Annotated in this window: 12 protein-coding genes; 6 read left to right on the top strand and 6 right to left on the bottom strand. The window is 70.6% G+C overall.

Translation table 11 applies throughout. The features are described 5' to 3' along the window. Positions 1–3 precede the first annotated feature (3 nt). Together ACFWVC_RS13020 and ACFWVC_RS13015 are read left to right on the top strand one after the other, a co-directional pair. Entirely contained in the window at positions 4–432 is a 429-nt protein-coding gene (locus ACFWVC_RS13020; protein WP_384283451.1) for a DUF742 domain-containing protein, read from the top strand. Between the two features lie 171 nt (positions 433–603). Continuing rightward, positions 604–1,497 (top strand): DUF6397 family protein, encoded by an 894-nt coding sequence (locus ACFWVC_RS13015; protein ID WP_384283446.1) that lies wholly within the window; start codon positions 604–606, stop codon positions 1,495–1,497. 64 nt (positions 1,498–1,561) lie between these two features. Here the strand turns inward: ACFWVC_RS13015 and ACFWVC_RS13010 are convergent, their stop codons facing one another. Then, positions 1,562–2,071, bottom strand: coding sequence for a Dps family protein (locus ACFWVC_RS13010; RefSeq protein ID WP_384283442.1), 510 nt, complete (start codon positions 2,069–2,071; stop codon positions 1,562–1,564). Positions 2,072–3,020: 949 nt separating this feature from the next. Here ACFWVC_RS13010 and ACFWVC_RS13005 point away from each other — a divergent pair. Further along, positions 3,021–6,674, top strand: a complete 3,654-nt coding sequence (locus ACFWVC_RS13005; protein WP_384283437.1) for an Ig-like domain repeat protein — start codon at positions 3,021–3,023, stop codon at positions 6,672–6,674. 96 nt (positions 6,675–6,770) lie between these two features. Here the strand turns inward: ACFWVC_RS13005 and ACFWVC_RS13000 are convergent, their stop codons facing one another. After that, complete coding sequence (locus ACFWVC_RS13000; protein ID WP_384283431.1) at positions 6,771–7,637, bottom strand: acyl-CoA thioesterase; 867 nt, start codon at positions 7,635–7,637, stop codon at positions 6,771–6,773. 73 nt (positions 7,638–7,710) lie between these two features. Then, complete coding sequence (locus ACFWVC_RS12995; RefSeq protein ID WP_384283425.1) at positions 7,711–10,224, bottom strand: DEAD/DEAH box helicase; 2,514 nt, start codon at positions 10,222–10,224, stop codon at positions 7,711–7,713. Between the two features lie 132 nt (positions 10,225–10,356). Here ACFWVC_RS12995 and ACFWVC_RS12990 point away from each other — a divergent pair, with 132 nt between their 5' ends. Then, positions 10,357–11,151, top strand: a complete 795-nt coding sequence (locus tag ACFWVC_RS12990) for a metal-dependent hydrolase (protein ID WP_384283419.1) — start codon at positions 10,357–10,359, stop codon at positions 11,149–11,151. Positions 11,152–11,193: 42 nt separating this feature from the next. Here ACFWVC_RS12990 and ACFWVC_RS12985 read toward each other — a convergent pair whose 3' ends face one another. Then, positions 11,194–12,975, bottom strand: coding sequence for an ABC transporter ATP-binding protein (locus ACFWVC_RS12985; RefSeq protein ID WP_384283413.1), 1,782 nt, complete (start codon positions 12,973–12,975; stop codon positions 11,194–11,196). After that, positions 12,972–14,804: an ABC transporter transmembrane domain-containing protein gene (locus tag ACFWVC_RS12980; RefSeq protein ID WP_384283406.1), complete on the bottom strand. Its 1,833-nt coding sequence runs from the start codon at positions 14,802–14,804 to the stop codon at positions 12,972–12,974. Before ACFWVC_RS12980 ends, ACFWVC_RS12985 begins: the two co-directional genes overlap by 4 nt. Positions 14,805–15,573: 769 nt before the next feature. On the opposite strand from ACFWVC_RS12980, the gene ACFWVC_RS12975 reads away from it, so the two are divergent. Beyond that, positions 15,574–17,274: a carbohydrate-binding module family 20 domain-containing protein gene (locus ACFWVC_RS12975; protein WP_384283401.1), complete on the top strand. Its 1,701-nt coding sequence runs from the start codon at positions 15,574–15,576 to the stop codon at positions 17,272–17,274. Between the two features lie 60 nt (positions 17,275–17,334). On the opposite strand, the gene ACFWVC_RS12970 is transcribed toward ACFWVC_RS12975, so the two are convergent. Further along, complete coding sequence (locus ACFWVC_RS12970) at positions 17,335–17,790, bottom strand: MarR family winged helix-turn-helix transcriptional regulator (protein ID WP_384283395.1); 456 nt, start codon at positions 17,788–17,790, stop codon at positions 17,335–17,337. A 94-nt stretch (positions 17,791–17,884) separates the two neighbouring features. Here ACFWVC_RS12970 and ACFWVC_RS12965 point away from each other — a divergent pair, with 94 nt between their 5' ends. Continuing rightward, positions 17,885–19,690, top strand: a complete 1,806-nt coding sequence (locus ACFWVC_RS12965; protein WP_384283390.1) for an ABC transporter ATP-binding protein — start codon at positions 17,885–17,887, stop codon at positions 19,688–19,690. Positions 19,691–19,699 lie beyond the last annotated feature (9 nt).

Here is a 19,699-nt window from a genome sequence, read left to right as displayed (position 1 = left end):
AGCATGACGCCGAGCCCGCCGGAGGACGAGGGCGCGCTCTGGTATGACGACGAGGCCGGTCCGATGGTGCGCGCCTACACCATCACCGGCGGCCGTACGCGGCCGGACTCGGACGGCGACGTCGACCTGATAGCCGTGATGATCGCTGCGGGCACCGCCCGTACCGGTCACGCCGGCCACACAGCCGTCGCCGCCGTGTCCGAGGAGGGCCTCGACGACGAGCACCTCACGCTGCTCGACCTGTGCCGTGACGGCCCGCTGTCCGTCGCCGACCTCGCGTCGGAGGCCGACCTCGCCCTGGGCGTGGTGCGGGTGCTCCTCGGCGACCTGCTGCGCGAGGGCCACCTGCGGGCCATCCGCCCCGTCCCGCCGGCCGAACTGCCGGACGTCGGGGTGCTGCAGGACGTCATCGCCGGACTGCGGGCCTTGTGAGACGGCCGTCCGCGGCCGGATGTCGGTGGTGGCGGACCGTGCCGCCGGGCTTGGGGCGTCCGTGACCCCGGAGGGTGACCGAGTTATCCACAGGCCCATGCCGGGTGTCGGTGCCATGTTCTACCTTCGTGACTGTCAGTGACGAACGGTCATGGAAGACGGGGGACCGACATGGGTGTGCAGGAGCTTGTCGTCGCGGAAGCACTCGGCGTGCGACGCGCGCGGGAGGAACTGGGCCTCGAGGCGGCCGAGTTCGAGGTCGCGCTGCAGGTGGGAGAGATCCGCACGACGCCCGCGGCCGGAGGGCGGCGGCGTGTGGTGCGGTCGGACGTGGAACGACTGCGGGCCGAGGAGGGTTTCCCGGAAGCCCTCAGGGAACGGCTGCGACTGGTGGGAAGCGTCGAGGGCGGTGAGCTCATCGGCATCACACGCGACCGGTTCACCAGACTCGCCAAGGGCGGCCTCATCCGCCCCGTGCGGTGGTACGTGAACCGGTATCGGGCCGTCGTCTGGCTCTATCTGGCCGAGGAGGTGCGGCAACTGGCGGTCGCCCAGCCGGCCTTGCTCGCGGGCCGTCTTCCGGCCGCACTGCGGGACGCGCTGGACGAGGGCGAGGACCACCGCCCCCGTGCCTGGCGGGCACGGCGGGTGGAGGAGATGGTCCGGGATGCCGCCGACGCCTGGGGTGAGGCGGCCGCCTGGGCCGCACTGCTGGGTCCGGAGGCGGCGGCCGAGGCCGTGCCGGAGCCGAACGAGCGGGCGTATCTGCGCCGCTTGCGGCCCGCACTTCCGTCCGGGCACACCGGTTCGTATGCCGTGCGCGAGATGATCGACGCCCACATCGTGGCGGACCATCCCGACGAGGTCGCCTTCGCGCAGGTCTCGTTGGCCGATGCCTTGCTGCGGGCGCGCGCCCTTCGCCCGGCGCCCTGGCCGGGGAGCGAGCCGCCGCCCGGTCTCGCGGTCCCGGCGGCGGCACCGTCACTGCCGCCTCAGTCGCCTCAGCCGCCCCTGCGGGCCCCCAGGAGCGGCTGGCGTCGGCTCCTGGGCCTCGGAGCAGCGTGACGCCGCTCAGCCCTCCACTTCGCGTGCCGGCTTCGAGCTCGCGCGCCGGCCGCGGGCCGGTGCGTCAGACCTGGCGGTTCTCGGCGCTGACCATCCAGGCGTGCTGTTCGAGGGTGTCGATGATCGAGTGGAGGAGGTCCGCGGTGGACGGGTCCTCGGCGTCCACGCCATCGTGCAGGCGCCGCATGGTCGCGGTCGCCGCGTGCAGGCGCGTCGTGATGGAGTCCACCACGGCTGCCACGCTCAGCTCTCCTTCGGGGAACTTGGGCAGGGTCGTGGTGGCCGCGACGGTGTCGGAGCGCCCGTCCGGGACGGCGTGGAGAGCCCTCATACGCTCGGCTATCGTGTCGCTGGCTTCGCGGGCGTCGTCCACGATGTGGTCCAGTTGCTTGTGCAGGTCCCTGAAGTTGTGGCCGACCAGATTCCAGTGGGCCTGCTTGCCCTGCAGATGCAGTTCGACCAGCTCGACAAGGATCGCCTGAAGGGCCTCTGACATCTGCCGGGACGCCGTGAACCCTACGGCCGCTTCGTGCTCGGAGAGACGCGCAGTCGGTGGGACAGTGTGCGACGTCATGTCTCTGCTCCTTGGGTAGAAATGCCTTCCCCGGACATCGAGCACAGAGGAAACGTGCGGGTCACGTGATTCGGTTTGGCGGCGAGCGGCCACCAACCGCTCATGCACCGGTGTCCGCACACGCCAAAGGGACGGACGATTTTCCTCACCGCCTCCCGGACAGGCGTCCCCGCCCTCCTTACGGCAGGCACCCCGGCGAGGAGGCAGAACTCGAAATCGCCCTCACACGACCATCATGTGCACAGCACCTGGGGATACGCCATTCGAGGGATGGCCGGCCTCCAGATCAGCCCGCTGTCGACCGTGAGGCAACGGATCGTATACGGCGGGCGAGGCCGCAGATCGCCAAGGCAAGCAGAGCGGGTCACCCAACCCGGACCAAGGGCGAGAACCCTGGCGCTTCGCCGGCCTCCCGGTCTCCGTCCGAATGGCGAAACGGTTGCCGGCAGTTCGCTCGGCTCGGGCTGAAGCAGACCGTTCGCGGGGGCGAGTTCCCGCACGCCGCGGTCGAGCTCTCCCCCGAGGGCGGTTCGGCGCGCGATCGGCAATCCATCAAGGGAAGGTGATTCCCTATCGGATAGTGTGCACCGATTACCGGACGGGTATTCCGTTCTGATGCCCAGTCAAGCAAAAGGGGACACTGGGGATTTATTGCGCCAGGATCAACAAGCTGCAACATCAAAATTTCTTTGTCCAATTTTACTTGTTTATCTGTCAACCTTTCGCCGGGCTATAGATCAGTAGCCGTCGTTGCACCGACTGGCGCGCGCCTCACGGCGGGCGCTGCCTGTGCGCTCGTGAGTAAGGTCTGGCACTGGTGGAAATATCCAATCCCCTGCGGGCGCGGTTGTTGCGTCCGCTGGCCGGGGGTGTCGCGGGACTCGTGGCGCTTGGTGCGCTGTCGGTCGCCGCGTCCCCGGCATCCGCTTCCGAAGGTTCCGGTACGTCCGTGGTCGCTTCGGGTGACGGCTGGTCCGTCACTCAGGCCGCGGGCGGTTATGTCGTGTCGCTGACGATGGACGCGGCACTGCCCGTCAAGAACGACGCCCCCGAACTGCTGGCCGACGGTGTCGACCTCGGTCCGGCCACGGAGTCCGCCGACGGGCGCACGCTCACGCTCACCTCTCCCGACACTTCGCTCGCCACTGCCAAGTCGATCACCTGGCAGTGGTCCAGCGGGGGTGACAGCACCGCCACCGGCCCGACAACGTTGCCGTCGGCGGCCGCACAGGCCAAGGCCCTGAAACGGCTCTCGGCGACCCCGAACGGCGTCGGCGGTTCGGGAGCCACCTCCGGGGACCCGACGACCAACGGCACGTCCCCGTACACGATCGCCGACTACAACTTCGGCGCGCAGTCGATCCCGTTGGCGGACATCGGCGGTATCCGCGGCGAGCTGGAAGGCCGTATCTACCTGCCCAGCGGCGCAGGCACCCACCCGCTGGTGGTCTTCGTGCACGGCCGCCACAGCTCCTGCTACAACCTCACGACTCTCAGGGGCGCCAGCGGCTGGCCCTGCCCCGCGGGCACGTCGCCGATCCTCAGCTACGCCGGGTACGACGGCGCGGGCGAGGCACTCGCCGCGGACGGCTACACCGTCGTATCCATCTCCGCGAACGCCATCAACGCCAACGACAACCAGCTCTCCCCGGACGACGGCGCGATCACCCGCGGCCAGCTCGTCCTGGATACGCTGACCATGCTCAAGAAGGCTAACCAGGGTGAGCCCGTCAGCTACCACGACGCGGCGACCGACCAGGACGTGACGCTGGACCAGGCGCTCACCGCCGGCCAGGCGACCCACCCGGCCGCCACACTGACGGCCTCGCAGCTCGTCGGCACCATGGACTTCAGCAAGATCGGGCTCATGGGCCACTCACGCGGCGGCGAGGGCGTGGTGACCGCGGGCACCCTCAACGCGGGACTGGCGGACCCGTGGAACATCAAGTCGGTCTTCGCCCTGGCCCCGATCGACTTCACCCGTGCCACGCTGCCGGACGTCGTCACCACGACGCTGCTGCCGTACTGCGACGGTGACGTGTCCGACCAGCAGGGTCAGCACTTCTACGCGGACTCGCGGGGCAACACGTTCTCCGACGACGTCCAGCGCTCCGACATCTGGGTCATGGGCACCGACCACAACTTCTACAACACGTCGTGGACTCCGCCGTACCCGGGCGGCTCGGACGACTGGTCCAACGCCAACGACCCGGTCTGCGGCACCAGCGCCACCGCACTCGCCTCGGGCAAGAACATCCGGCTCACGGCCGAACAGCAGAACCAGGTCGGCGCGGCCTACATCTCCGGGTTCTTCGAGCTGACCCTCGGCGGACAGACCCAGTACCAGGGGATGTTCGACGGTACGCAGCAGGAGCCGCCGTCCGTGGCGGGCTTCGCGGACGTACGCACCGTGGCCGAGCAGCCCTCGTCCCTGCGCAAGGACATCACCTCGTTCAAGAGCACCAGCCCGCTGATCGGCACCACGGCCGGGGCCACCGCCACGGTCTGCGCCAACAAGTACGGCCGCACCGTTCCCGAACCCCTGCCGTACTGCACCAACCCCGGGAGCACACTCACCAACCAGCAGGTGCCCTACTGGACTCCCGCGTCGTTCGCACCGAACGTCCCGCTCAATCCGATGACGCACCTGACCTGGACGGCGACCACCGGGGCGCTCGGCGTGACCATCCCGGCCGCACAGCAGAACGTGTCCGGTTACGAAGAGATGACCGTGAACATGTCCCCGGACGAGAGCGTCACCACCGGGACGGACATGACACTGAGTGTGACCGACTCCTCCGGCCATACCTGGAGCGATCTGGTGTCCGACCTCAACACATGGGGCGTCACCAGGATGCCGGCCAGCCCGTCGACCAACCTCGGCAAGATCGTGCTGCAGCAGGTGCACGTGCCCACCGAGACCCTGGCCACGGCGGGTCTGGACCTCAAGCACATCGCGAAGGTCACGTTCACCGCGGCCGTCGGCGTCGACGCCGTGACCACCGGCGGCGTGTACCTGTCGGACCTGGGCTTCGACAACCAGGGCGTGGGCACCCCCGACCCCCACACGCGGACGACGGTCAACGTCGCGTCGACCACCGCGGAGGAAGGCAGCGGCCCCGGCACGGACGATGTCGCGGTCTACCTCTCGCAGCCGAGCACGACGCCGGTCACCGCATACCTGACCGTGGTCGGTTCGGCCACCGGCAAGGTCGGCCTCGCCATGCAGCCCGTCACTTTCCAGCCCGGCACGACCTGCCAGGCGGTGACGGTCCCGGTGACGGGTGACACCGTGGCCGGAGCGACCCCGACCACCGCGTACAAGATCGGGGTGTCGAACTCCACCAACGCGGTCCTGGGCAGCCAGGACTTCGGCACCCTCACGGTCCGCGAGGAGGACGGCGTCACGGGCACCTCGCCCGCCGTGCCCCCGGTCGGTGTCCAAGGCGGCGTCTGCGCCGAACACCAGGCGCTCTCGCAGCCGGGGACGCTGACGGTCAGTGACAGCAAGCCCGCTCCGGGCGCCACGTTCACGGTCGGCGGCTCGGGCTACCGCAGCGGCGAGAGCGTGGCCTTCACGCTCGCTTCCACGTCGCTCGGCAGCGCCGTCGCCGACAGCGACGGCACCGTCTCGTACCAGGCCGTGCTGCCTGCCGACGTGGCGTACGGTGGCACCACCATCACCGCGGTCGGAGCCGGCTCGGGCTACACCGAGACGGCGGACATCGACGTGCTGGCCACGACGTCGACGACCCTGAGCCTGAACCCGGCGGCTCCTGGAATCAACAAGGCGGTCGCGCTGAAGGCGGCCGTCACCGGCGACGGAACCGACGGCGGAGTGGTGACGTTCCGCGACGGAACCACCGTCCTCGGGCACGGCACGGTCACCGGCGGGACGGCATCGCTTTCCGTACCGGCCGGATTCAAGGCGGGGACGTACCACTTCACCGCGTCCTTCGAGGGAACCGCCACCGCGGACACCTCGGCCTCCGACGCCGTGCAGCTCGTCCTGACCAAGGGCCAGAGCGCCATTGCCGTGTCGCTGCAACAGACCTCCACCACCTACGGGCACGCGGTCTCCGGGATCTTCGCGGTGGCGGGTGCCGACAGCGGCACGGTGAAGGTCAGTTACGGAACCGGCTCGCTGTCCGCGAAGGTCAGCGCCTCGGGCTCCGGCAAGTTCACGCTGCCGGCGTCCCTGTCCGTCGCCACCCACACGGTGTCGGTACAGTTCACCGGCACCGACTTCGTCGCCCCCAGCGGCGTCGCGACGCAGAACCTGAAGGTCGCGAAGGCGAAGTCGGCCACGACGCTCACGCTGTCCCGGACCAAGGCGACCCACGGCAAGACCGAGAAGGTCCGGGTGGTGGTCGGCGGCCACAGCGGCGCCGCCTATCCGACCGGCACGATCACGGTGACCGCCAAGGTCGGCAACACGACCGCCACCACCAAGGTCACCCTGACGGCAGCCGCGAAGGGCACTCACGCCTTCACGATCAAGCTGCCGAACAAGAAGGGAACGGCGACGGTCACGGCCGTCTACGGTGGGAACGGGAACTATGTCGGCAGCACTTCCGCGCACAAGAAGCTGACGCTGACCTGATCCGGGTCCGCTGACGCGGTGGGGGGAGGGGCCGACCGGACCCCTCCCCCCACCGGCGTCGAGGCCGGACTCGCCGAGTCGTCCCCGCCCGCCGGGTCAGTCCTCGTGCTTCCGGAACAGCCCTTCCTGGACCACCGAGACCAGCAGCCTGCCCTCGCGGTCGTAGATACGTCCACGGGCGAGTCCGCGGGCGCCGGTGGCGATGGGGGACTCCTGGTCGTAGAGGAACCAGTCGTCGGTCCGGAACGGGCGGTGGAACCACATCGCGTGGTCCAGCGAGGCCATGTCGAAGCCGCGCGGCCCCCACAGGGGCTCGATCGGCACCCGTACGGCGTCCAGCAGCATCATGTCGCTGGCGTACGCGAGCGCGCAGGTGTGCACGAGCGGATCGTCGCCGAGCGGGCCCACCGCGCGCATCCAGACGGCGCTGCGCGGCTCCGCGCCCTCGATCTCCTCGGGGGTCCAGCGCAGCCGCTCCACGTAGCGGATGTCGAACGGCTGCCGGCGCGCCATGCGCTCCAACTGCTCCGGCAGCCCGCCCAGATGTTCCCGGATCTCGTCACTGAGCCTCGGCAGGCTCTCCGGATCCGGGACCTCCCGCATCGGCAGCTGGTGCTCGAACCCGGGCTCCGGCAAGTGGAAGGAGGCGGTCAGAGTGAAGATCGTCCGGCCCTGCTGCACCGCGACCACCCGGCGGGTGGTGAACGACTTCCCGTCGCGGACGCGCTCGACCTCGTACACGATCGGCACGCCCGGACGGCCCGGCCGCAGGAAGTACGCGTGCAGGGAGTGCACCGGCCGGGTGCCGTCCGTCGTGCGGCCCGCGGCGACCAGCGCCTGGCCCGCCACCTGTCCGCCGAAGACCCGCTGGATCCGCTCGTCGGGGCTCTGACCGCGGAAGATGTTCTCCTCGATCTTCTCGAGGTTCAGCAGGTCCACCAGCCGTTCGGCGGGGTTGGTCATCGGGCGTGCTCCTTCTGCTCCTGCGCGGCGGAGGCGCGGGTCCGCGCGGTCGTGCGTATCGCCGGTGCCGCGGTCACAGCGTCCCCACCGCCGTCACCTTGACCACCGCACGTCCCTCCTCGTCGGAGGCGGTCAGGTCGACGTCGGCCGAGATGCCCCAGTCGTGGTCGCCTTCGGGGTCCGCGAAGGTCTGCCGGACCTTCCACAGGGCCTCCTGGGGACGCTCCTCGATCTGCAGCAGCTTCGGGCCGCGTGCGTCCGGCCCGGTGCCCAGGCTCTCGTACTCGTCCCAGTAGGCGTCCATGGCGTCCGCCCACGCGTCCGCGTCCCAGCCGGAATCGGCGTCGAGTTCGGCCAGTTCGGTGTAGTGCTCCAGGGCGGCCAGCTCCACCCGGCGGAACATCGCGTTGCGCACCAGCACCCGGAAGGCGCGGGCGTTGGCGGTGACCGGCTTGACCTGGTCGGCGCGCTCCTGCGCCTCCTCGGCGGTCATCTCCGCGGGGTTGGCGAGCTGCTCCCATTCGTCGAGCAGGCTGGAGTCGACCTGGCGCACCAGCTCGCCCAGCCAGGCGATGAGGTCCTGCAGGTCCTCGGACTTCAGGTCGTCGGGGACGGTGTGCTCCAGCGCCTTGTAGGCACTCGCCAGGTAGCGCAGCACGATGCCCTCGGTCCGGGCCAGGTCGTAGTACGAGACGAACTCGGTGAAGGTCATGGCGCGTTCGTACATGTCGCGCACGACGGACTTCGGCGAGAGCGGGTGGTCGCCGACCCAGGGGTGGCTCTTGCGGTAGACGCCGTAGGCGTGGGAGAGCACCTCCTCCAGGGGCTTGGCGTAGGAGATGTCCTGAAGACGCTCCATCCGCTCCTCGTACTCGATCCCGTCGGCCTTCATCGCGGCCACCGCCGTGCCACGCGCCTTGTTCTCCTGGGCGGCCAGGATCTGGCGGGGGTCGTCGAGGGTCGACTCGACGACCGACACCATGTCGAGCGCGTAGGAGGGCGATTCGGGCTCCAGCAGTTCGAAGGCCGCGAGCGCGAAGGTGGACAGCGGCTGGTTGAGCGCGAAGTTCTGCTGGAGGTCGACGGTCAGCCGGACGATGCGGCCTTCCTCGTCCGGCTCGTCCAGGCGCTCCACCACTCCGCCAGCCAGCAGCGAACGGTAGATCGCGATGGCCCGCCGGATGTGGCGCAGCTGGGACCTGCGGTCCTCGTGGTTGTCCTCCAGCAGCCGGCGCATGGCCTCGAAGGCGTTGCCCGGGCGCGCGATGACCGACAGGAGCATCGCGTGGGTCACCCGGAAGCGGGAGGTCAGCGGCTCCGGATCGGAGGCGATCAGCTTCTCGAAGGTGGTCTCGGACCAGCCGACGAAGCCCTCGGGCGCCTTCTTGCGGACGACCTTGCGGCGCTTCTTCGGGTCGTCCCCGGCCTTGGCCAGCGACTTCTCGTTCTCGATGACGTGCTCGGGAGCCTGGGCCACCACGAGCCCCGCGGTGTCGAAGCCGGCCCGGCCGGCCCGCCCGGCGATCTGGTGGAACTCGCGGGAGCGCAGCACCCGCACCCGGTTGCCGTCGTACTTGGTCAGCGCGGTGAACAGCACCGTGCGGATCGGCACGTTGACCCCGACACCGAGGGTGTCGGTGCCGCAGATGACCTTCAGCAGGCCCGCCTGGGCGAGCTTCTCCACCAGGCGCCGGTACTTGGGCAGCATGCCGGCGTGGTGCACGCCGATGCCGTGCCGTACGTAACGGGAGAGATTGCGCCCGAACTTGGTGGTGAAGCGGAAGTTCCCGATGAGCTCGGCGATGGCGTCCTTCTCGGCCCTCGTGCACATGTTGATGCTCATGAGCGCCTGCGCCCGCTCCACGGCGGCCGCCTGCGTGAAGTGCACGATGTAGACCGGAGCCTGCCGGGTCTCCAGCAGCTCCGTGAGCGTCTCGGTGAGCGGGGTCAGCCGGTACTCGTACGACAGGGGCACCGGACGGGTCGCCGAGCGCACGACCGAGGTGGGCCGCCCGGTGCGGCGGGTGAGGTCCTTCTCGAAGCGGCTGACGTCACCGAGGGTCGCCGACATCAGCAGGAACTGCGCCTGCGGCAGCTCCAGCAGCGGGATCTGCCACGCCCAGCCGCGGTCGGGCTCGGCGTAGAAGTGGAACTCGTCCATGACGACCTGGCCGATGTCCGCGTCCTTGCCGTCGCGCAGCGCTATCGACGCCAGCACCTCCGCCGTGCAGCAGATGACGGGTGCGTCCGGGTTGACGGAGGCGTCACCGGTGAGCATGCCGACGTTCTCGGTACCGAAGAGCTTGCAGAGGTCGAAGAACTTCTCCGACACCAGCGCCTTGATCGGCGCGGTGTAGAAGGTGACCTCGTCACGCGCCAGGGCGGCGAAGTGCGCACCCGCCGCGACCAGGCTCTTTCCCGAGCCGGTCGGCGTCGACAGGATGACGTTCGCCCCGGAGACCACCTCGATCAGCGCCTCCTCCTGGGCGGGATAGAGCGAGATGCCCCGGCCCTCCGCCCAGGTGGCGAAAGCTTCGAAAAGGGCGTCGGGGTCGGCCTCGGCAGGGAGCTGATCGATAAGGGTCACACCCCCATCTTGCCTGCCGCGGGGTCCGGGGGATGAACCGGCGGTACGAGCGAAGATCGCCCGACGGTATGGTGTGCCGTCGATTGGACGTCAACTCCGCTTCAGGGCGGGTCGAAAGGGGCGGGACACGCCATGATGGGACCGGCACATTCTGTCTCCGGAGCGGCAGCTTGGCTGGCAGTAGGTGCGGTCGCCGCGGGGCTCAATCATCCGATGCCCTGGCCGACCCTCGTGGTCGGTGCGCTGATCTGTGCCGGTGCGGCCCTCGCTCCTGATCTGGATCACAAGGCGGCCACGATTTCCCGGGCATTCGGCCCGATTTCCCGATGGCTGTGCTCAGTCATCGACAAGCTGTCCTACGCCGCGTACCGGAAGACCCGCAAGCCCGGAGACCCGATACGCCAGGGCGGGCACCGCACCCTGACCCACACATGGCTCTGGGCGGTGATGATGGGCGCCGGCGCCTCCGCCCTGGCATGGGCCGGCGGCCGCTGGGCCGTGGTCTTCATCCTCTTCGTGCACGCCGTTCTGGCGGTCGAAGGACTGCTGTGGCGGCAGGCCCGGATGTCCAGCGACATCCTGGTCTGGCTGCTCGGTGCCACCAGCGCCTGGGTGCTCGCCGACACCCTGGACAGCACCCAGAGCGGCAAGGGCTGGCTGCTGACCGAGCCCGGTCAGCAGTACCTGTGGATCGGCATCCCGATCGTGCTCGGCTCCATCGTGCACTGCCTCGGCGACGCCCTGACGGTCTCCGGCTGCCCCGTGCTGTGGCCCATCCCCATCGGGCGCCGCCGCTGGTACCCGCTGGGCACCCCGAAGCCCATGCGGTTCCGCGCGGGCAGCAAGGTCGAGATCAAGGTGCTGACCCCGGTCTTCTTCGTGATCGGCGGCGTGGGCGCGGTGGGGGCACTGGTCTTCGGCGCCTGAGCACCCCCACCGCGGATCGGCGCGCGGCGCCGTGGCGGCCGGCTATCCGTGCCAGGACCGCCACAGCGCCGCGTAGGCGCCGTCCGCCTCCACCAGTTGGTGGTGGCTGCCCAGCTCGCTGATCCTGCCGCCCTCGACGACCGCGATCAGATCCGCGTCGTGCGCCGTGTGCAGCCGGTGCGCGATGGCCACCACTGTGCGGCCGTCCAGGACGCGGGCCAGCGACCGCTCCAGGTGCCGTGCGGCCCGCGGGTCGAGCAGCGAGGTGGCCTCGTCGAGCACCAGGGTGTGCGGGTCGGCCAGGACCAGGCGGGCGAGCGCCACCTGCTGCGCCTGGGCCGGGGTGAGCGCGGCCCCGCCGGAGCCCACCTCGGTGTCCAGTCCCGCGTCCAGCGCCCGCGCCCAGCCCTCGGCGTCCACCGCGGTCAGGGCCGCCCACAGCTCGGTGTCGTCCGCCCCCGCGCGGGCGAGCAGCAGGTTGTCGCGCAGCGTCCCGACGAAGACGTGGTGCTCCTGATTGACCAGGGCCACGTGCTCGCGGACCCGCTCCGCGGGCATCCGGGCCAGCTCGGCGCCGCCGAGGGTGACCTCACCGGTGCGGGGGGCGTAGATCCCCGCCAGCAGCCGGCCCAGTGTCGACTTGCCGGCGCCGGAGGGCCCGACCAGGGCCAGCCGGGTGCCGGGGCGCACCCGGAGGGTGACCCCGTGCAGCACGTCGTTCCCGGCGCGGTAGCCGAAGCGCACCTCGTCGGCGTGGACGTCACGGCCGTCCGGCGTCACCTCGGTGTCGCCGGCGCCCGGCTCGATCTCCCGTACGCCCACCAGCCGGGCCAGGGAGACCTGGGCCACCTGAAGTTCGTCGTACCAGCGCAGGATGAGATTGATCGGATCGGCCAGCATCTGCGCGTAGAGCGCGCCCGTGGTCAGTTCGCCGACCGAGACCCAGCCGCGCAGGACCAGCGTCCCGCCGATGAGCAGCACGGCCGCAAGGATCAGGGTGTACGTCGCGTTGATCACCGGGAAGAGGACGGTGCGCAGCCACATCGTGTAGCGCTCCCAGGCCACCCACTGCCGGATGCGCAGGCGTGACAGTTCCTCGCGCCGCTCCTCCAGCCGGTGGGCCTCGATGGTGCGGCCGGCGTCGACCGACTCGGCGAGCACGGCCGAGACGGCCGCGTAGCCGGCCGCCTCGGAGCGGTAGCCCCGCGGCGCGCGGCGGAAGTACCAGCGGCATCCCAGCAGCAGCACCGGCAGCGCCACGAGCACGGCGAGTGCCAGCGGGGGCGAGGTGACCGTCAGGGCGCCGAGCAGCAGCCCGCCCCAGACCACGGCGATCGCCAGCTGGGGGACGGCCTCGCGCATGGCGTTTGCCAGCCGGTCGATGTCCGTGGTGATCCGGGACAGCAGGTCACCGGTACCGGCCCGCTCCAGCACGCCCGGCGGCAGCGCGACCGACCGTACGAGGAAGTCCTCGCGCAGGTCGGCGAGCATCCGCTCGCCCAGGATGGCGCCGCGCAGCCGTACCTCGCGCACGAAGACTGTCTGTACGGCGAGGGCGGCGCCGAAGAACGCCATCGTGCGGCCGAGGTGCAGATCCCTGTCGCCCACCGACAGGCTCTCGACCAGGTGCCCCAGCAGGTAGGGGCCGACCATCGAGGCGAGGACGGCCACCGCGTTCAGCACGATGAGGGTGACGAAGGCGCGCCGGTGGCGGCCGACCAGTTCCTTGACGTAGCCGCGCACCGTGGCGGGGGAGCCCACCGGCAGGGTACTGGCCTGCTGCGGCGCGGCCGGATCGTAGTCCGGCGGTGGCACGCCGATCATGCGTGTTCCTCGGCTTTCCGTAGTGACTCGAACGGGTGGAGTCCGGGTTCGGTCTCCCGGGTGACGACGGCGCGGTAGCCGGGGTCGGCCAGGAGCAGCTCGCGGTGCGTGCCGGAGGCCCGCACCGAGCCCTCCTCGACGAAGACCACCCGGTCGGCCAGGTCCAGCAGCAGCGGGCTGGAGGTGAGGACCACCGTGGTCCGCTCGGCGCGCAGCGCCCGCAGACCGTGCGCGATCCTGGCCTCGGTGTGCGTGTCGACGGCGCTGGTCGGCTCGTCGAGCACCAGCACCTCCGGGTCGGCCATCAGCGAGCGGGCCAGCGCCAGGCGCTGCCGCTGGCCGCCCGACAGCGACCGCCCCCGCTCGGTGATGCGGGTGCGCATCGGGTCGCCCGACGCGTCCACGGAGGCCTGGGCCAGCGCCTCCAGCACGTCGTCGCACTGGGCGGCCGCCAGCGCCTCCGAGGGAGCCACGGCGCCCGAGCGGGGCACGTCCAGCAGTTCGGCGAGGGTCCCCGACAGCAGCACCGGGTCCTTGTCCTGCACCAGCACGACCGCCCGTGCCGCGGCCAACGGCAGCTCGTCCAGCGGCGTGTCGCCCAGCAGCACCGAGGGGTCCTCCTCGGCCCGTTCCGGGCTGTGGCCGCCGAGCCGGTCGGCCAGCGCGCCTGCCGCGTCCGGGTCGCCGCACACGACGGCGGTCAGCTTCCCGGCGGGCGCCAGCAGGCCCGTGACGGGGTCGTACAGGTCGCCCGAGGCCTGCGACGCCCCCGAGGCCTGCGACGCCCCCGAGGGCGCAGCGTCCGCGGTGCCGGCGCCGTCCCGCCCGGCCGCGTCCCGCCGCAGCGACAGCACCCGTGCCGCGCGCTTGGCGGACGGCCGGGAGAAGGAGTACGCCATCGCGATCTCCTCGAAGCCCCGCAGCGGGAAGAGCAGGAAGACCACGGCGCCGTAGACGGTGACCAGTTCGCCGACCGAGATCCGGCCGTCCAGCGCCAGCCGTGCTCCGTACCAGGTCACCGCGAGCAGCAGGAGTCCCGGCAGTGCCACTTGGAGCGCGCTGATCAGGGACCACATCCTGGCACTGCGCACGGCGGCCTGCCGGACCTCCTGGGAGGCGCGCCGGTAGCGGGTGAGGAACAGCTCCTCGCCGCCGATGCCGCGCAGCACCCTTAGTCCCGCCACCGTGTCGGAGGCGAGTTCGGTGGCCTTGCCGGCCTTGGTCCGCTGCTCGTCCGCCCGCCGCGTCGCGTGCGGCAGCAGCGGCAGCACCGCGAGCGCCAGGACGGGGACGCAGGCCGCCACGATCAGGCCCAGTTCGGGCCGGTAGACGACGAGGGCGACCGTCACACCGACGGTCGCCAGCAGGCTGGCCGCGAAGCGGGCGAGCGCCTCGACGAACCAGCCGATCTTCTCGACGTCACCGGTGCTGACGGCGACGACCTCGCCGGCCGCCACCCGCCGGGTGAGCACGGAGCCGAGTTCGGCCGTCTTGCGGGCCAGCAACTGCTGCACCCGGGCGGCGGCGGAGATCCAGTTGGTGACGGCGGTGCGGTGCAGCATGGTGTCGCCCACCGCCGAGATCAGGCCCAGCGCGAGGATCAGCCCGCCCGCGAGCGCGAGCCGCCCGCCTGAGCGGTCCACGACCGCCTGGACGGCCAGGCCGACCGCCGCGGGCATGCCCGCCACGGCCGCCATGTTGAGGGTGCCCCAGAACGTGGCCGTCGCCTGGGCGCGGATCTGGCGCTTCTCGAGCCAGAGCAGAAGGCGGAAGCCGGAGCGGGTGTCGGGGACACCCGGATCGGCGTGGGGGAGAGAACGAAGCGACATGGCGTCCCGGCATCGGAGATGGGGGTGAGTGGAGACGTGCCAGGGTCGCGTTGCCGACTTGGTGAATTCAACCGGTTTTTTCCCTCGGTACGGGGAACGCGCCCTGGTCGTGAGCTCCATTGCCGAGGACTGCGAGGATGGGAACCGATGCGTGCGCCATCGACGGTCCGGACGGTGCGCACGGTGGGAGCGGCGGCGGTGGCCGCGGCGCTCGCGCTGTCGGCGGGATGCGCCGGGCAGGACCGCCCGGCGCGCGCCGGCGGGAACGGGCCGTCGGTGTCGGCTTCCGCGCGGAGTCCGCGGATACCGGCTGTCGGTGGGGCGCTGCGCACGCTCGTCCCGCCCGGCTCCCGTCAGGTGCCGGCCGTCTCGGAAAGAGCGCCCGGTCGGCCGAGTCCACCGCGGTCCTGTAAACGCGGCGGGCCGGGGGCTGGCAGCGCGAGCGGTCCTGCGCGGCATCCGGTGGTGGTGATGGGGCACCGGGACGCCCTGGCGGGCTGAGCGCCACGGCGGGGTGGGCACTGCGCATGGCCTGCTGACGGGCACTCAGCACGCGGTCACGGCTGATCCGTTGCCTTCTGAAACGGCACCGCAGATTGTTTCCGCAAGATGTTGAAAGTTTTTCCACGCGATGTCTTGACGGTGTCCGCCCGCGAGGCCAGTCTCCTATCCGGAGTCCCCACGGGCGGGAACTCCGCCCCCCACTCGATGGCCTGGCGCGTGGCTGTCTTCGGGGCACCTTTGTGCCCGAAAACGAAGGAGCCGCACCATGAGATCGCGTTTCGTGCGCGCGGGACTGGCGGCGCTGCTCGCCACGGCCGGCCTCGCCGTCGTGTCGCAGGAGCCGGCCCAGGCCGCGCCGCCCGGGAGCAAGGACGTCACCGCGACGCTCTTCGAATGGAAATTCGCCTCCGTCGCCAAGGAGTGCACGAACACCCTCGGCCCCGCGGGCTACGGCTACGTGGAGGTCTCGCCGCCCGCGGAGCACATCCAGGGCGCGCAGTGGTGGACCTCGTACCAGCCCGTCAGCTACCGCATCGCCGGCCGGCTGGGGGACAGCGCGGCCTTCAAGAACATGGTGGACACCTGTCACGCGGCGGGCGTCAAGGTGATCGCGGACGCGGTCGTCAACCACATGAGCGCGGGTTCGGGAACGGGTACCGGCGGGACGTCGTACTCGAAGTACAACTACCCGGGCTACTACCAGGACCAGGACTTCCACTCCTGCCGGTCCAGCATCAGCGACTACACCAACCGCGACAATGTGCAGAACTGCGAACTCGTCGGGCTCGCTGACCTGAACACCGGCAGCGACTACGTCCGTTCCACCATCGCCGGCTACCTGAACAACCTGATCTCCCTCGGCGTCGACGGATTCCGGATCGACGCGGCCAAGCACATCGCCTCCGGGGATCTCGCCGCCATCAAGGCCAAGCTCAGCAACCCCTCGGTCTTCTGGGCGCAGGAGGTCATCTACGGTTCCGGCGAGGCCGTCCAGCCGGGCGAGTACACCGGCACGGGTGATGTCGACGCCTTCCAGGGCGCCTACGACCTCAAGCGGATCTTCGGCAACGAGAAGCTGGCCTACCTGAGCAACTGGGGCGCCTCCTGGGGTGCCGGCTACCTGCCGAGCGGCCAGGCGCGCACCTTTGTGGACAACTGGGACACCGAACGCAACGGCTCGACCCTCAACTACAAGGCCGGCGCGACCTACACGCTGGCCAACGTCTACATGCTCGCCTGGCCCTACGGCTCGCCCAATGTGTACTCGGGCTACGAGTTCTCCGACAACGACTCCGGCCCGCCCAACGGCGGCACCGTCAACGCCTGCTACAGCGACGGCTGGAAGTGCCAGCACGCCTGGCCCCAGATCGCTGGCATGGTCCGCTTCCGCAACGCCGTCGCCGGGACGGCCGTGACCAACTGGTGGTCCAACGGCAGCAACGCCATCGCCTTCGGGCGCGGCAGCAAGGGCTTCGTGGCCATCAACCACGAGAGCGGTTCCATCGGCCAGACCTTCACCACCTCGCTGCCCGCCGGCACCTACTGCGACGTCCAGCACAGCGGCGCCACGTACACCGTCGCCTCGAACGGCACCTTCACCGCCACCATCGGCGCCAACGACGCGGTCGCGCTCTACGTGGGCGCCCCCTGCAACGGCGGCGGCACGGCCCCGGCGAGCGGCGCCTCCTTCTCGGTGAACGCCACCACGGTCATGGGCCAGAACATCTATGTGGCCGGTAGCAACGCTGCGCTCGGCAACTGGAACACCGCCGCGGCGCCGCTGTTGTCCTCGTCCGCCTACCCGGTGTGGAAGCTGGACGTCTCCATGAGCGCGGGCACGTCCTTCGAGTACAAGTACATCAAGAAGGACGCGAACGGGAACGTCACCTGGGAGTCCGGCGCCAACCGCACGGCGACCGTCCCCGCGAGCGGCAAGGTGACGCTCGGCGACACCTGGCGCGCCTGACACCCGGACCCCACGCGCCCGCGCCACCCGGGCGCGTGCGGCCCCGGTGAGCCTGGCGTCTCAGCAGTGGCCCGGCCCGGTGTCCAGGACGGCGAGCAACGCCGTCAGGGCATCGCGCTGGGCCGCGTCCAGTGGTGCCAGCATCTCCTCCGCGGCCTCCCGCCGGGCCTGCCGCAGGCGCCGCAGCGCGCCCTCGCCCTCCGCCGTCAGCTCGATCCGCACCACGCGACGACTCGCCGGGTCCGGCACGCGGCGCACGAAGCCGCGTTCCTCCAGGGCGTCGGTGAGCGTGGTCACCGCGCGCGGCACGACCTCCAGACGCTGGGCCAGATCGGCCATCCGCGGCGCCTCCTCGCTGTGCGCGACGCTGCGCAGCATGCGCGACTGGGCCGGGGTGATGCCGAGCGGCTCCAGGTGCCGTCGCTGGACGCGGTGCAGCCGGCGGGTCAGCCGAAGCAACTGTTCGGCGAGGCCGGTCGACTCGTCGGTGTCCGCGGCGAAGTTGCGCGATTCCATGGCCCGAGGATATCAGGATGCGGTTCATTGTGAGTATAGGTAACAATGAACTACACTCTCATCGTCCTGCCGTACCCCCGCCTTCGGAGGCCCTTTGCACCCCGATGACTCCCCGCGGTGGACCCCACCGCCCAAGGACTCCGCCCAGCGCACCGACGTACGACGCGTCCTGGGCCTGTTCCGCCCCTACCGCGGCCGCCTCGCCCTTGTCGGACTGCTCGTCGGCGCCGCTTCCCTCGTCTCGGTCGCCTCACCCTTCCTGCTGCGGGCGATCCTCGACACCGCGATCCCGCAGGGCCGCACGGGGCTGCTGAGCCTGCTGGCCCTCGGCATGATCGCCACCGCCGTCCTCAACAGCGTCTTCGGCGTCCTCCAGACGCTCATATCCACCACCGTCGGCCAGCGCGTCATGCACGACCTGCGCACCGCCGTCTACGAGCGGCTGCAGCGCATGTCGCTCGCCTTCTTCACCCGGACCCGCACCGGCGAGGTGCAGTCCCGTATCGCCAACGACATCGGCGGCATGCAGGCCACAGTCACCTCCACCGCGACATCCCTGGTCTCCAACCTCACCAGCGTCGTGGCGAGCGTCGTCGCCATGCTCGCCCTGGAGTGGCGGCTCACGCTGGTCTCCCTGGTGCTGCTCCCGGCCTTCGTGTGGATCAGCCGCCGGGTCGGCACCGAACGCAAGAGGATCACCACCCAGCGGCAGGGGCAGATGGCCGCGATGTCCGCCATCGTCACCGAGTCCCTGTCGGTCAGCGGCATCCTGCTCGGCCGCACCATGGGGCGCTCCGCGTCCCTGACCCGCTCTTTCGCGGAGGAGTCCGAGCGCCTGGTCGACCTCGAAGTGCGCTCCAACATGGCCGGACGGTGGCGGATGTCGACCATCGGCATCGTCATGGCCGCCATGCCGGCGCTGATCTACTGGGCCGCCGGGATCGTGGTCCACGGCGCGGGCACGGTCGTGTCCATCGGCACGCTGGTCGCCTTCGTCTCACTGCAACAGGGCCTTTTCCGGCCCACGGTGGGCCTGCTGTCCACGGGCGTCGAGGTGCAGACCTCGCTCGCGCTGTTCCGGCGCATCTTCGAGTACCTCGACCTGCCGGTCGACATCACCGAGCGGCCCGATCCCGTACGGTTCGCACGCGCCCGCGGCGACGTGCGCTTCGAGGGCGTGGGCTTCTCCTACGACTCCGCCTCGCCCGAGCACACCCTGGAGGGCATCGACCTGGACGTGCCCGCCGGCGGGAGCCTCGCGGTCGTGGGGGCCACCGGCTCCGGCAAGAGCACGCTGAGCTACCTCGTGCCCCGCCTGTACGACGTCACCGAGGGCCGGGTCACGCTCGACGGCACCGATGTGCGCGACCTCGCCTTCGACACCCTCGCGGCGGCCGTGGGCGTCGTCTCGCAGGAGACCTACCTCTTCCACGCGTCCGTCGCGGAGAACCTGCGCTTCGCCAAGCCCGACGCGACCGACGAGGAGATCGTCGCCGCGGCGCGCGCCGCTCAGATCCACGACCACATCGCGGGCCTGCCCGACGGGTACGACACCGTCGTCGGCGAACGCGGCTACCGCTTCTCCGGCGGCGAGAAGCAGCGCCTGGCCATAGCCCGCACCATTCTGCGCGATCCCCCGGTCCTCATCCTCGACGAGGCCACCAGCGCGCTGGACACCCGCACCGAGCACGCCGTCCAGGAGGCCATCGACGCCCTCTCGGCCGGCCGGACGACCATCACCATCGCGCACCGCCTGTCGACGGTCCGCGACGCCGACCAGATCGTCGTGCTGGACCACGGGCGGATCACCGAACGCGGCACGCACGACCAACTGCTCGCTCTCGACGGCCGGTACGCGGCCCTGGTGCGCCGCGACGCCCAACTCGCCCCTACGGCATGATGCCTGTCC

It is taken from the genome of Streptomyces sp. NPDC058691, assembly GCF_042714775.1.
Lineage (GTDB): Bacteria > Actinomycetota > Actinomycetes > Streptomycetales > Streptomycetaceae > Actinacidiphila.
Note: the sequence above shows the minus strand (reverse complement) of the source record. Positions and strands in the feature narration are given on the sequence as shown.